The organism is Corynebacterium fournieri (genome assembly GCF_030408775.1).
GTDB lineage: Bacteria > Actinomycetota > Actinomycetes > Mycobacteriales > Mycobacteriaceae > Corynebacterium > Corynebacterium fournieri.
In genome coordinates, this window is the sequence record NZ_CP047210.1 from 1,658,120 (window position 1) to 1,671,927 (window position 13,808).

The 13,808-nt window shown below is 63.4% G+C and carries 13 protein-coding genes, 1 tRNA gene and 1 pseudogene; 6 read left to right on the plus strand and 9 right to left on the minus strand.

The window, feature by feature from the left end:
* Positions 1–305: 305 nt before the first annotated feature.
* The 7 genes from uriH to CFOUR_RS08025 all read right to left on the minus strand — a co-directional run bounded on the left by uriH (position 306) and on the right by CFOUR_RS08025 (position 6,864).
* Positions 306–1,289 (minus strand): uridine-preferring nucleoside hydrolase UriH, encoded by a 984-nt coding sequence (gene uriH, locus CFOUR_RS07995; protein ID WP_085957826.1) that lies wholly within the window; start codon positions 1,287–1,289, stop codon positions 306–308.
* Positions 1,282–2,724, minus strand: a complete 1,443-nt coding sequence (gene uriT / locus CFOUR_RS08000) for a uridine transporter UriT (protein ID WP_085957825.1) — start codon at positions 2,722–2,724, stop codon at positions 1,282–1,284. The genes uriH and uriT overlap by 8 nt, the downstream gene beginning before the upstream one ends.
* Positions 2,725–2,792: 68 nt before the next feature.
* Positions 2,793–3,590 (minus strand): serine hydrolase domain-containing protein, encoded by a 798-nt coding sequence (locus tag CFOUR_RS08005; protein WP_290179093.1) that lies wholly within the window; start codon positions 3,588–3,590, stop codon positions 2,793–2,795.
* Between the two features lie 132 nt (positions 3,591–3,722).
* Positions 3,723–4,766, minus strand: a complete 1,044-nt coding sequence (locus CFOUR_RS08010) for a DDE-type integrase/transposase/recombinase (protein WP_290179092.1) — start codon at positions 4,764–4,766, stop codon at positions 3,723–3,725.
* Complete coding sequence (locus CFOUR_RS08015; protein ID WP_143339056.1) at positions 4,715–5,401, minus strand: hypothetical protein; 687 nt, start codon at positions 5,399–5,401, stop codon at positions 4,715–4,717. The genes CFOUR_RS08010 and CFOUR_RS08015 overlap by 52 nt, the downstream gene beginning before the upstream one ends.
* A 172-nt stretch (positions 5,402–5,573) precedes the next feature.
* Complete coding sequence (locus tag CFOUR_RS08020) at positions 5,574–6,188, minus strand: hypothetical protein (protein WP_085957823.1); 615 nt, start codon at positions 6,186–6,188, stop codon at positions 5,574–5,576.
* 10 nt (positions 6,189–6,198) lie between these two features.
* The gene (locus tag CFOUR_RS08025) at positions 6,199–6,864 is read right to left on the minus strand and encodes a DUF4230 domain-containing protein (protein ID WP_230471828.1); all 666 of its coding nucleotides are present in this window, start codon (positions 6,862–6,864) and stop codon (positions 6,199–6,201) included.
* An 83-nt stretch (positions 6,865–6,947) separates the two neighbouring features.
* On the opposite strand from CFOUR_RS08025, the gene CFOUR_RS08030 reads away from it, so the two are divergent.
* The 3 genes from CFOUR_RS08030 (at position 6,948) to CFOUR_RS08040 (ending at position 10,518) form a co-directional block, all read left to right on the plus strand.
* Complete coding sequence (locus CFOUR_RS08030) at positions 6,948–8,582, plus strand: AbgT family transporter (protein WP_413540781.1); 1,635 nt, start codon at positions 6,948–6,950, stop codon at positions 8,580–8,582.
* A 153-nt stretch (positions 8,583–8,735) separates the two neighbouring features.
* Positions 8,736–9,422 carry a hypothetical protein gene (locus CFOUR_RS08035; RefSeq protein ID WP_179154833.1) on the plus strand — a complete coding sequence of 229 codons (687 nt, stop codon included), beginning with the start codon at positions 8,736–8,738 and terminating at the stop codon, positions 9,420–9,422.
* Entirely contained in the window at positions 9,388–10,518 is a 1,131-nt protein-coding gene (locus tag CFOUR_RS08040) for an XRE family transcriptional regulator (protein ID WP_230471827.1), read from the plus strand. The genes CFOUR_RS08035 and CFOUR_RS08040 overlap by 35 nt, the downstream gene beginning before the upstream one ends.
* Before the next feature lie 212 nt (positions 10,519–10,730).
* On the opposite strand, the gene CFOUR_RS08045 is transcribed toward CFOUR_RS08040, so the two are convergent.
* The gene (locus CFOUR_RS08045; protein ID WP_085957821.1) at positions 10,731–11,363 is read right to left on the minus strand and encodes a hypothetical protein; all 633 of its coding nucleotides are present in this window, start codon (positions 11,361–11,363) and stop codon (positions 10,731–10,733) included.
* A 28-nt stretch (positions 11,364–11,391) separates the two neighbouring features.
* Positions 11,392–11,655 carry a hypothetical protein gene (locus CFOUR_RS08050; RefSeq protein WP_085957820.1) on the minus strand — a complete coding sequence of 88 codons (264 nt, stop codon included), beginning with the start codon at positions 11,653–11,655 and terminating at the stop codon, positions 11,392–11,394.
* Between the two features lie 107 nt (positions 11,656–11,762).
* Here CFOUR_RS08050 and CFOUR_RS08055 point away from each other — a divergent pair.
* From CFOUR_RS08055 to CFOUR_RS08065, 3 genes and pseudogenes are all read left to right on the plus strand, one after another.
* Positions 11,763–11,835: transfer RNA gene (locus CFOUR_RS08055), tRNA-Asn, on the plus strand.
* Positions 11,836–11,990: 155 nt separating this feature from the next.
* Positions 11,991–12,989, plus strand: a complete 999-nt coding sequence (locus CFOUR_RS08060; protein WP_101706394.1) for an NADP-dependent oxidoreductase — start codon at positions 11,991–11,993, stop codon at positions 12,987–12,989.
* 4 nt (positions 12,990–12,993) lie between these two features.
* Positions 12,994–13,457, plus strand: a pseudogene (locus CFOUR_RS08065) (type 1 glutamine amidotransferase family protein); the annotation flags it as partial.
* Positions 13,458–13,808: the final 351 nt, after the last annotated feature.

Genomic DNA, 13,808 nt, shown 5'->3' on the forward strand with positions numbered 1-13,808 from the left:
TGTGGGGTCGCTGGGTTGGGGCGGGGGTGTTCTGCGCGGTTGTCTCTGTCCGGGCGCGTGGTTCCGCCGGCGCGCGTGGTTCCGCCTGCCCGGGCATGCGCGTGTTTCCGCCTGCCCATGTGTTTCCCGCCCGCCCGGGCACGCGAAAACCGGCTACCTGCGACCGGCTACTAGGCGGAAAATGGCCTGGTAGCCGGTTGCAGGTAGCCGGTTTGCGGGAAGAGCGGACTCCAACCCAGCCGATTTTACCGGAAGAGCCGGAAGAGCCGGGCCCTAGCCCAGGCGCTTAACGGAACAGCCGGGCCCTACCCCAGGCGCTTCACGGCGTCGACGACGAGGTCCCAGAAGCGCTCGGTGTCCAGGCGCGTCGCCACGGAGGTGTTGCAGGCACCCGCAGCGGCACCAGCGTCTGCCGGCGAGGCGCCCGAGGCCATCGCCGCACCGAACGCGCGCAGGTCCGCCACGGTGCGCCCGCGGGTCTGGGCGCCGGCGAGCTCCACCGTCACCGGCACGGCGACGGTGTCCACCACGGTGGGGTCGATGACGTAGGCGACGGCGCACGGGTCGTGCACCGGCGGGTTGTCAAAGCCCTGGGCGCCTTTGTAGTTGCGGCGGAACGCGTCGATGAGCCCGACCACGAAATCGCCCGGCGCGGTACCGAGGGAAGCGAAGCGGGACTCGACCTCGGGGGTAGCCAGTGCCTGGTGCGTCAGGTCGAGCCCGACCATGACCACGGGCCACGCCTCGCCGAAGACGATCGCGGCGGCTTCCGGGTCGACGGCGATGTTGAACTCCGCCGACGGGGAGAAGTTGCCGGCCCCGTAGGCGCCGCCCATGAGCACGACCTCGCGCACACGGGTAACGATGCGCGGCTCCAGGCGCGCCGCCAGGGCGATGTTGGTCAGCGGCCCGGTGGGCACCAGAGTTACGGTTCCCGGTTCTTCGCGCATGAGCGTATCGACGATCCACTGGACCGCCCCGGCTTCCTCCGCCTCAACCGCCGGTTCCGGCAGCTCGAAGCCGTGGATTTCCATCCCGGAATCTCCGTGGATGTCGGTGGCGGTGACGACGTCGTTAAGCAATGGCCGCGTCACGCCGCGGTAGACGGGCACGTCGTGCAGCCCCGCGACGGTGAGCACCTGCTGGGCGTTGCGCGTGACGTGGTCGATGGTGTGGTTGCCGCCGACGGTGGTCAGGCCGAGCAGCTCGATGTCCGGGTTGCCGACAGCCAACAGGATGGCCACGGCGTCGTCATGGCCGGGGTCGCAGTCCAGGATGATCTTACGCACGGGCAGCCATATCCTCCGCGGCGAGCGTGTCCGGCACCGTCTCCGGCTTCGGGATGAGGAAGGATGCGGCGAACGCGCAGCCCAGCAGGATCGCGCCGGCGATCATGCCCGCGCGGTAGCTGCCGTTGGTGGCGGTGAACACCGCGAAGATGATGGTGAACGACAGGCCTGCGCCCAGGTTGAACGCGCCGCCGTTGAGGCCCGGCAGGTAGCCCTGGTTGTGCTTCGGGGCGAGCACGACGCCAAGCGAGCCGAGCATGATGTTGCCCATGCCGGCGTAGGTGATGCCGGCGAGGACGGACACTGCGAGCAGCATCGCGTGCGTGGGGTTGCCCACCACGACGGTGCCGAAGAGCACGGACAGGGCCGCGCCGGCGATGCCGATCTGGAGGATGATCTTGTAGCCCACGCGGCCGGCCAGCCAGCCGGCGACCGGGCCCATGAGCAGGCCGGCCAGCGCGTACGGGGTCAGCGTCCACCAGGACACCACACCGGCGGACATGCCGGGGCCGTTGACCTCGTCCTGCGCGAGGTTGGGCACCAGGCCGTTCATCACGGCGAACACGCCGGTCATGGTCAGCGTGGTGGTCAAAAGCAGCGCCCAGGTGCGGCGCTGCGCCAGCAGGTCGGTGGACATCAGCGGGTGCGGGCTGGCCTTCTCCGTGCGCCAGAACCACACCAGTGAAGCAATGCCGATAACCAGCAGGATGATGACCATGACCCAGTTCGCGGCGGCCAGCGCGCCGGCCTCGTTGAGTGCGGTGAGGATGGTCGCGGCACCGACGACCAGGCCGACAACGCCCTTCCAGTCCATGGGCTGCAGCTGGTCGGACTTGGTCTCCGGCACGCCGAACTGCACGGCGAAGACGGCAATCAGCGCGGCGGCGCCGATGACCCAGAAGAGGGAGCGGAAACCGAAGGCGTCGGTAAGCCACCCGCCGAGGAGGGCGTCGATACCCGCGATGCCGCCGTTGACGGAGGTGAGAATGCCCACCAGGAGCGCGAACTGCTTCTCCTCGCGCACCGCCTGGCGCAACATCACAGACGTCAGCGCGACGGTCGGGCCCGACACGCCCTGGATCACGCGGCCGATGAACAGCATGGTCACGTTGGTGGCCAGCGCGGCGACGATCGAGCCGATGACGGTGACGACCATCATGCCGACGAGCACCTTGCGACGGCCGATCAGGTCACCCCAGCGCGGCATGAACAGCGCGAACACGGCTGCCGCGGTGAAAAACGCGGTCTGCGTCATGCCGATCTGCGCGGTGGTGGCGTTCAGGTCGGCTTCCATGGTGGCGAGCGCCGGAGCAAGCATCGACGCATTGAGCTGGAACGCGAAGACGGCGACCAGCAACGCCGTCATCAGAGGCACGACCTGATTGGTCGGCAGCTTTTGCCCCGCGGCTGGCAGCGGGGTGTTCGTCGTAGTCATGGGTGCAGTTTAAAACATGCAGCGCAGATGGCTCATCTCAGAAACTGCGCGGGGGCCTTTGTCTCCCCCTACCCCAGCGCCTCCCACAGCGCCGTGTTGGTCTCCTGCCACAGCGGCTTGGCCCAGTCGCCGAACTCGCGGTCCGTGAGCACCACGCACGCCTGGTCGCCGGCGACCCAGAGGTAGGTCCCCGCCATACCGAAGTGGCCGACGGTGCCTTCGGGCATGCCGTCGCCGGTCCAGTGCGGGGATTTGTCGGCCTTGATCTCAAAACCCAGGCCCCACGGGCAGGGCTTCTGCATGCCGTAGCCGGGCACCACGCCGCGCAGGTCGCCGAATTGGTTGGAAAAGGCCTCGCGAACCGTTGACGGATCCAGAAGACGCGGCGAGAGGAGCTCGCCTGCGAATGCAGAAAGGTCGTCGACGGTGGAGCGCCCGCCGTGGCCAGCCGAGCCGTAGATCTCGGTCTTGGTCATCCCGAGCGGCTCAAAGACACCTTCGCGGGCATAGTCGGCGAAGGGGATGCCGGTGGTCTCTGCAACGTGGTCCGCAAGGATTTCGTAGCCGGCCGAGGAGTAGATGCGTCGCTCCCCCGGTGCCTTTTGTGGCTCTCGGGAATCGAAGCCGACGCCGGAAGCGTGCGCGAGCAGGTGGCGGACGGTGGCACCCTCCGGCCCGGCGGCGTCGTCGAGCTCGAATGCCCCCTCTTCGACTGCGAGGAGCACGGCGTAGGCGGAGAGGAGCTTGGTCACGCTGGCGAGCTCGAAGACGCGGTCGGTGTCGCCGAACTGAGATTCGGTGTCGCCGACAAGTGCCGCCGCGACGTTGTCTACCGGCCAGTCCTGGAAAAACTTCTCGAGCTGCATGAGCCCCACCCTACGTGCGCGCAACGGACCACGGCGTCGGCCCGAGCTCGGCCCCAGGCGCGTTGCGGAATTGTTCACTCGGCGGGTCTGCGGACTTCCTGTGAACCACACTGGTGGCCGTTGTGTTGTTGGCTAGGTGGTTTTGGCTATGTTTCGTTGTTTAGCCAGGGTTGTGTATTGCCCGTCTGGTCCGGTGGTGAGTCTGCCAAAGACGAACCAGTCCAGATAATCGTCAAGATACTTCATAAACTCCTCGGTTGTGTGCTTTTCGGGGCGAATTCCACTGGCGTGAAGTTCGCGCTTGATGGTGCCGAAGAACCCTTCTACTCGGGCGTTGTCGCCGCTGTTGCCGAGCCGGGATAGGGACGGCACCATCAACCAGGCGTTATCGCACGGGTTCTCCTCTGTGCAATGTGTGCATTGTTGCCTGTCGTGACTGATATCAGTCAGTCGGTCAACCCAATCGATGTGGCGGTAGTGCCAGCCACGGTCGGTGTGCAGTTCGGGGCGTTGTCCTGGTTGTATTTGCTCGAGCCCAGCTTCAAGCATCGTGTTGGTCAGCAACGCCGCTGGTCGCGTTGCGCAGGTGTACGCGATGGGCATGTTGTCGTGGAAGTCGATCAGCGGGCTAAAAAAGACTTTGCCGTCAGCGCATTGAAACGCGGTGATGTCGGTGCCGAGTCTTTGATTTGGCGCATCGGCATAGAAATCGTGTACCAGATCCTTCCTGCCCGCCTGCCTGCGACGATGCGCCTGCGAACGATATCTTTGCGAGACGTGGGTGCCATTTTTTGTGACAGTGTCGATGTCTCCAACCAGACATCGATTTGCTGGGCGATGCGCAGTTTCGCCCTTGTACGAGCTGTAGCGCTTCGTGCGTTTCATCTTCGGCTGCAGGTGTTCTTCGCGCATGATCGTGCGAATCGATTTTTCCCCCAGCGACAGACCGTTCGCTTTGCACACTTCACTCACGCGGCGGTAGCCGTAGACCATGCGGTTGCCCTCACAGGCGGCGGTAACCATTGCCTTGGCCTGGCCTTTTCGGTCGACTAGAGGGTGTTTTAACCGCTTGCATGCCGACTTGTAGGTGTTGTACTTCAATCCGTAGTAGGCGCAGCAACGCGTTACTTGGTATCCGACGTCCCGGAGTCGTCTGACAGCCGTAGCGACGACCACGCTGTCGAGCGTCTCCGGGTTTGCGCTTTTCCCTCAGATTCCATCACCGCCTCAAACAGCGCTTTATCCGCCAGACGCATAAACCGCTCTTGACGCAACAGGTCTTTGAGGGTCTCAACGTCATCCGGCAACGCTGCCTCATCAAACGGAGCTGTTGGCTGCTCATGGTTGCGTGAATATGCACTCTCATCGCGCGGGGCGCGTTGTGATTGACGTTGTGTTTCGGCCTTCTTGCGCTTGCGTTTTTGGGCTTCGTGGTGTTCTTTCACACGCGCCAGTGTCGCCTGTTCTATCTCCTGCGGTGTCATCCCACGCCGCGAACCCGCATCCGGAGCGAACTTGTGCGTCCACGCCGCCACGGAACTCGCAGCGACCCGAAAACGCCATCCAATCTCGCGGGTGGATGCCGACGTTGTCACATTCGCCCGAACGACCTCAGCAATCAACTCGGCAGAACGCCAACCTTTATCGACCCCGCTGCCATGACGGGCGTTGCGTGCCCATCCCGAAATTGAAGCGGTAGAAGGAACAGACCTACATTCCTCCCGAATCAACTGCGCACGAACCTGCGAAGCAGCAAGCCCCTGCCCCGAAAGCTCAACGGCACGCTGCCGTACCTCCGGCGGATAACTCATCCTCGAACTCCGATCCCGACGACCGATGGTTCACAGGAAGTCCGCAGACCCCGGCGATGAATAGGATCGCACCCGGTTGCTAGATAATTCACTTTCCGCAGGTGGCAAATCGGCGCCTGCTAAAAAATTCACTGGCCGGCACGCTGCGAGTGAACTTTTCTGCTCTCCGAAGCTAGAACGGCAGCGCCACGCCCGGGATCAGGCCCGCAGACGCTGCAAACGCCGCGCCGGCACCCAACACGGCCAGCAGGGCGACAACAATGCCGGCGATCTTGCCCGGTGCGAGGGCGAGGTCCAGGCTCGACGGTGCTGCCGGCACGGGGCGGTTGACCTCCCTGCCGCAGTCCTGGAAGCGCTGCGTCGTGTAGGAGGCGGCCGACTTGAAGTAGGCGACCTCACCCGCGCTGAACGGGGTGTCAAGGGTGGTGGGTGCGCCGGTGTCGGAGCTGCCCAGGTCCTCGGCGATAACGGAGCTTGCGGTGTGGTCTTCGACTGGCCAGAGGGAGTCTTTGTCGATGTCCTTCAGCGTGCCCCAGCCGTTGTCTTCCAGCCCGGCGCGCAGCGTGTCCTGCTCCTTCTTCCAAAGCGCAACCGCGTCGGCGCGGTCGCCGGAGTGGTAGAGGATGTCGTCCGCGTGCAGCCCCGCGGCGAGCGCCGGGATTTGGTCCACGTTGTATTCGATCACGCAGACACGGGAGAAGCCCGGGTCCACAGTCTCTGCCACGCCGGCAGGAGCAACAAGGGCAACGGTGCAGGCCGCAACGGCCGCGGCAAAAGTTTTACGCATGCACGAAAGATTACTCGACAAGCGTCACGCGCACCTGGTAGTCCTCCATGTCCGTTCCGGCCACCAGTGCCTCCACGTGCGCCCGCGCGAGTTCCTCGGCGCGCTGTCCGGCGCGGTCGAGCAGCCCAGCCGAAACAGCCTTCTCGCGCGCGTCGTTCTCCCGGTCGGCAATGAAGCCGGTGACGTCTTCGACGCGCAGTTGGTTGATGGGGTTCATGGTTTGGTCGTACACCTTCACGCTGTCGGCGTCGATGTGGGATTCGAGCACCTCCGCTTTCGGCAAAGTGATTTCGATGGTGTGGTTGCCGGAGGTGACGTCGATAAGCGAAGCATCGCGGATGCCGGCGGTGACGCGCCCGTCGTAGGTGACCAGGAAGTTGCGGCCGGTGAACGGCACGTGCACGCCGAGCACCTCGAGGCCAGCCTGGTCGAACTTGCCCACGTCCGAAAACGCGTATTCCTCGGTGGCGAGCTCGGCGATGTCGCTGAGCTGCGCACCGATGGTGGTCGACTCGACCTTTTCCTCCCCCATCCCGAATAGCGCCGGGCGGGTCAGCGCCACGACGAGCGCCACAACGGCGACCACCGCGATGACCGAGGTCAGCGCACCAAAGCAACCGGCGCCGCGGAGGGTTGGACGGGTGTCGCGCGGGGAAATCTGCAATTTCGTACTCACTTCGTTTACCTTACTTCGCTATGAAAATGTAAGGTGGCTCTCACCTTTTTACGACGAATTATCGCCGACCAGGAAGACCCACCATGACTGGATCAACCAAAGTAGAAAACGGCCTGCAAGAACGGGCGGACCGCAAAGACAACAATCAGCGCCAGGAGGGCATGCCTGGCTTCCTGGGCTGGATTGAAAGGATCGGCAACAAACTACCGGATCCGTTCTGGCTGTTTGTCATCCTCGCCGGAGTGGTGGCGGTGTCCTCGTGGATTGCAGAGAAGGCCGGACTGTCCGCAGTGGACCCCGCCTCCGGCGAGGAGATCCACGTCGAATCCCTGCTCACCGGCGAAAACATCTCGCGCATGGTCACCGACGCGGTGGAGAATTTCATCGCCTTCCCGCCGCTGGGTGTGATCCTGGCTGTCATGCTGGGCGTGGCCGTGGCGGAACAGACGGGGCTGTTGGCCGCGATGGTGCGCGCGATGGTGGACAAGGTCAGCCCGAAGATGCTCACCTTCATGGTGGCGCTGGCGGGTGTGACCGGCTCGGTGGCCTCGGACGCCATCTACGTCATCATCATCCCGCTGGGTGCGATGGCCTTCCACGCCGTGGGCCGCTCCCCTGTCGTGGGCGCGATGGTGGCGTTTGCCGCCTCCTCTGCTGGCTTCAATGCCTCGTTGATTCTGAACATCACGGATCTGCTGCTCGCCGGCATTTCCACCTCGGCGGCGCAGCTTGTAGACCAAACCTACGAGGTCTCCCCGCTTGCCAACATCTTCTTCGTCATCCCGTCGGCAGTGGTGCTGTCGCTGATTATCACGGCGGTGACAGAATTGTACGTCGATAAGAAAGCTCAGGGCCTGGTCGACCACGACGCTATCGACGAGGGCGAGCTGCAGATGGACGAGTCCAACCAGCCCGACGACGCCCACCTGACCGACGACGATGACCTCACCCTCACCCCGCTGGAGCGCAAGGGCCTGAACTGGGCCGGCATCACGCTCGTGGTGTGCCTGGCCGCCTACTTCGCGCTGCTGTTCATCCCGGGCTCGCCCTTCGCCCGCCCCGAGGAGGGCTTCATGGAGTCCCCGCTGATCCGCGCCATCGCCGTGCCGATCACCCTCATCTTCTTCGCCACCGGCTTGGTCTACGGCCTGATCGTGGGCACGGTCAAAGAAGCGGCGGACGTGCCCAAGTTCATGGCCAAGGGCCTGGAGTCCCTGCTGCCCATTCTGGTGCTGTTCTTCGCCGTTTCCCAGTTCCTGGCGTGGTTCCAGTGGTCCAACTTGGGCCCCTGGACGGCCATCAAGGGCTCGGAGCTGCTGCAGTCTTGGGACCTGCCCAACGTCGTGCTCTTCGCAGCCTTCGTGCTGATGGTCACCCTGATCAACCTGTTCATCACCTCCGGCTCCGCGCAGTGGGCGCTGATGGCGCCGGTGGTCGTGCCGATGATGATGTACGTGGACGTCTCGCCTGAGGTGACCCAGATGCTCTACCGCATCGGCGACTCCCCCTCCAACATCATCACCCCGATGTCGCCCTACTTCGCCCTCGCACTGACCTTCCTGCAGAAGTACTACAAGAAGGCCGGCGTGGGCACCCTGATGTCGCTGGCCCTGCCGTACTCGATGTGCATGCTGATCGGCTGGTTCCTTTTCTTCCTGCTGTGGTACTTCCTGGGCATCCCGCTCGGCCCGGGTGCGCCGATGGGCTACCAGGTGTAGGCAGTGGCTTGAAGGCCCGGTTGCGTTTGTGCAGCCGGGCCTTTTGCTTTGCGACGAGCCTTCGGTGCGAACGTCTGTTCCAATTTCCAGCGGGAATGTCGACACCGTGCGCTATTTTCAGCTCCACACCCGACGAGGCCGGAAGGAGCCACCATGACAACACCGTCCCCCATCGAGAACACAACGATCATCCCGCCCAGTGAAGCCAAAGAATACCTAGCAAAGCGCGATATCGATGCAGACTGCCTTTCCACTGCCCTCACCGAGGGCCTCGCGCAGCGGCAGAACTGCGAGGTGTACCACCCCGTGACTGCCCCTGGGTACTACCAGTGGTCCGAGACTAACTTCTCCATCCGAAAGTTCCATTGCGAAAGTAACAACTGGAAAATAGCGAACCCGGACAACCGCCCGCTCCTTGTCCACGTTGATAAGCAAACGAAGTTCGTCGCAGCCGCTGGCAACTCAGCTACCGGCCTCCGGGAAGCTGCACCAGGTTTGGCGCGAAGAAAAGGGGTTTCAACCATTCAATCTGTCAACGCGTCAAACCAGCTTCAGATAGGGCTGGGGCCCTTCACACCCGCGTCGCATACGCCTGACGCCCGCCACACTCCCCCGCCAGGTGAATGGCTGCTTCTGTACTTTTATGATGAGGAGCATGAAGAGCTCCGTAGCGAGTTCTCACGCCCAGCCTCAATTTCCGAGGACGGAGAAGTCGAGGCGTGGGACGTTAGAGTTCTGCTCAAACCGATTCATCCGGAATTCGCTATGGCCCAGCCAGACCTTTTCGGGACCGAGGACGATGACATTGACTTCACAATCTCACGTGCAAGCGGAGACTAACTCCGCCCGTATCTCGCCGTCCCGTATTACTGTTGCGCGATTGCGCCGTGGCCTCACAAAAGCGGAGCTCGCCGCCAATCTCGGCATCGCTCCAGCAACGTTGTCTCGTTGGGAGAATGAGGGACCGCCACCTTCCCGCACCGAGTCCCTCATCGAGCAGCTCGAGGCTGCACTCGGGTTTACCGCAGGTTACTTGGTCTCCGAAGAGCTCGAAGTCCCCTCGACGGATTCCACCCTCTTTCGGGCTGGCAGCCGCGCAACTCAACGCCAGAAGAGCGTTGCAGTCGCATCCGGGGCAAACGCCAGCGCACTTTTGGCCTGGCTTCGACGCAACTTCAACTTCCCAGAGCCTGACCTGCCTGACTTGTCCGGGCTTACGCCTTCGGAGGCAGCCCGCCATGCGCGCACGATCTGGCAGCTCGGCGACAGGCCAGTTCCAAACTCGGTCCAACTCGCCGAATCCCTCGGCATCGCCGTCATGGGCCTGCCGCCCGCAGCCTCTGCGGTGGACGCGTTTTCCATGTGGGACGGCGAGCAACCGCTCATTTTCCTGGCCCGTCGCCGCACCCCCGAGGGCACCCGTTTCGACCTCGCGCACGAGTTGGGGCACCTGCTACTTCACAGTTCCGACGATCCACACAACGGAGCACGCGAGGAGGACGAGGCGAACCAGTTCGCCGCTGACTTCCTCATCCCGCCCGGCATTGTTCACGCACACCTTCGCTCGCACGCGAGCTTCGACGACATCCTCCGGCTCAAGACCGCATTGAAGGTGTCAGCCATGGCCATGCTTCGCGCCGCTTACCACCACGGCAAACTCAGTGAGCGGGAATACCACTCCCACCTGACCGCCCTCTCCGCGCGCGGCTTCCGCACCGGCGAGCCCGGCAGCACACTGCAGTATGAACGCTCACGCATCTTCGATTACGTGCTTTCCCCCGATGGTGGCGCCAGCATTTCGAACATCGCCGCTGAAACAAAGCTCCCGCCACAAGACCTGCACGCGCTCATGCTCAGTACGCAACCTCACACGGTCTCGAGCGCTACCCGGACAACAAGCGCCCCGGCCCGCCCGGCGCTCCGCGTGGTGCGCTGAAAGCCTGGCTCGTTTCTGACTTCTACCAGGAGTGCGACCAGCGAGTTAAGGGGCGAAGACTGCCTCCCCCGCCGACGAATTCAGGTTTTCGTCTATACGCCAAAATCGAACAACACCTGTCCACCTAGATTGCAAAAGAAAAGCCGGCAGCGACACAACTCGCTCCCGGCTCACCCCCTCAGCGCCCCAAGCGCCCGTGCGCCTCCGAAAAACTACTTCCCAATCTCCGCCGGCGTGCAGATCGGCGCCTGCCGGATGAACTCTTCCGGCGCCCCCTGCTCGCGCAAGGTATTGCCGTTGTAGCACCCGCGCGACATCCCGTCCTGCTTCGTCCCCGCGGTAGGCAGCACGGCCCACTTGCCGTTGGAATTCTTGAAGTACAGGATCCAGTCCGTCTGGTTGGCGCCCGTGATGGCCCACTTGCCGTCACAGAAGATCACCGAGGTGCCCGTGAAGTGCGGCCACTCCGGCACCACTGCGTCGAAGGCCTGCGGCGCGCACGAACCCTTCGCCTCACCCGATGCCGCCGGCTTCTGGGTCAGCCCCGGGATGGCCAGCGCCGGGATCAGAGCGCCGAGCCCCGCGGCCGGGTCAATCCCTTCCGGCAGCTCCAGCAAGCCTTGCTGCAGCGCGAAGTAGCCACCGGCGCCCACAGCGGCCAGCACGCCGAGCGTGATGCCCACGATGGCGCCCGTGCTTAGCGACGACCCTTCGGCCTCCCCCGAACTCGAAGAAGAGCCAGTTTCAGTAGTCGTTTCGGTCCCCTCCGCAAAGGCGGCAGGAGCAATAACGGCGGACGTGGTGACGGCGGCGGCAACGCCGAGAGCAAGCATCGGTTTCTTCATAGCCACCACCCTATCCCAGTAACCCCAATCACTTCGAGGGAAAGAGCGCAATTCCCCACACCCCAAGGGCGACTGCGGCGGCGACCAAGAGCCACCACAGCACCCCGCGTGGGCGCGAGAACCACTTATCCGCCGCCAGCCAGACCAGGGACGGCACCACCAGCGCCAAGCCCAAAAACGTCAGCGCCCGCCAGTCCGCCAACCGGTCCGCTGAGAGCAGGCACACCACGCCGAAGCCCACCAGCCCCCACGCGAGCGCGTTTACACGGAATCCACCAACCGGAATCAACATGCCCGCGACACTACCCCAAAACCACGATCAACCTGGCGATTTGGGCATTACAAACATCCCACGCTATATTTACATCTCGTTGCACAGCGAAAGCAACAGCAACATATTCCTCCATAGCTCAGTTGGCAGAGCATTCGACTGTTAATCGAAGGGTCACTGGTTCGAGCCCAGTTGGAGGAGCAAAAAGATGGAGCCCCGTGATCAGCACCAGCTGGCCACGGGGCATTTTTCGTATCGCGGCAAGATAGCAGGAATAACGACAGCCCTCCTCGACGTTCCACCTGATGTTCCGGCAAAGGCCGAACGCACAGAGAACAACGACAAAGGAGCACAGCGTGACTGCATCGAAGCAATGGGTCCTGGCCTCCCGCCCAGAGGGCGCACCGACGAGCGAAAACTTCCGCATGGAGGAAGTAGAGCTGCCGGAGCTGTCAGAGGGCCAGATCCTCGTCGAGAACACCTTCGCCAGCGTCGACCCCTACATGCGTGGGCGGATGAACGACGTGAAGTCCTACATCGAGCCGTTCCAGATTGACCAGCCGCTGACCGGCACTGCAATCGGCACGGTTACGGAGTCCCGCTCCCCCAAGTTCAAGGTAGGCGACACGGTCCGCCATTTTGCGGGGTGGCGCACCCACGCCGTACTCAACGAGGACCAGGCGGAGCCGATTGACACCAACCTCGCCCCCGCAGAGGCGTACCTGGGCATGCTCGGGCTGACGGGTCTGACCGCCTACGTCGGCCTGACCGCCGTCGGCGAGATGAAAGAGGGCGACGTCGTGTTCATCTCGGGCGCGGCAGGTGCTGTGGGCTCGGCCGCAGGACAAATTGCGAAGCATCTCGGCGCGGCAAAGGTGATCGGGTCCGCAGGCTCGCAGGAGAAGATCGACTACATCACCGGGATCGGCTTCGACGAAGCGTTCAACTACAAGGACGGCGACGTCAACGGTCAGCTAGCCAAGGCAGCGCCGGAGGGCATCGACGTCTATTTCGACAACGTCGGCGGCGACCACCTCGAGGCGGCGATCCAAAACGCGAATACCTTCGGCCGCATCGCTATGTGCGGGGCCATCGCCCAGTACAACGACACCGAGCCGGCGCCGGGGCCGCGAAACCTGGGCCTTTCCATCGGCAAATGCCTCACGCTGCGCGGGTTTGTGGTGGGCCAATACTCGCACCTGGCCAAGGAGTTTCAGGAGCAGATCGCGCCCCTGGTCGTCGATGGATCGATCAGCTACGAAACCACGGTGCGCGAGGGCATTGACAATATGCCGGGCGCGTTCCTGGGGCTTTTCCAGGGCGGCAACACCGGAAAGATGATGGTCAAGTTTTAGGAGGACAACAGCAGAGCACTGGACGCTTAACGACGGCACACCCCACCCCACCGGATTCTGATCCGAAGAGCTCGTAACCCCGCTTCCGATCTTCACCGACGCCGGCTGAACTTAAGGAACTCCAATCCGTTCTGGCAGAACCGCTCGACATCGACAACGTCAAGGCCGCAGACTACGACCTTGTCTTCTACCCCGGCGGGCATGCCCGATGGAAGAGCCCGCAGTCGACGAGACGTCCGCACGAATCCTCACCGAGCGGGCTTCTCCAACGACGAAGAGCGAGACGCCGGGCTCGCCGACAAGGCTCCCTGGCTGCTCAAGGACCGGCTCGTCGCCCTCGGCGCTAAATACGACAAGACGCCGGAGCCGTGGGCGTCCTACGTCACTGTCGACGGCAACCTCTACACCGGGCAGAACCCGTCCTCGTCTCACGAGCTCGCGCAGTGCCTAGTCAAGGACCTGGCCTAAGGGATTTCACGCTGGGACCGGTCGGCGACACACTCCGCGCGGTTGTCGCCGGCACGGTGCCATCGGTGCGCAATTGCCTATCGACGACCACAGGTCCCCCGCACTCGTCAAGTCCCGTGAAGTGGTAAAGCCGTGTGTGCTTTCAGCTCGGTATGAGGTTCGGGGAGTTGGTCAGGAGATTAGCTGGTGGTGGTCGCCGTTATCACCTTCGTTTGGTACATGCGGTGTTTAGTGTGGTTCGAGTGCGGATAGCGACGCGAAGCCGTTTTACCGGTTCTAGTCGTCCTGCTGCCCGGCAAGAACTGGCCCGACAAGCAGGACAATGGACTCCTGGTCTGGGAAGATGCCCCC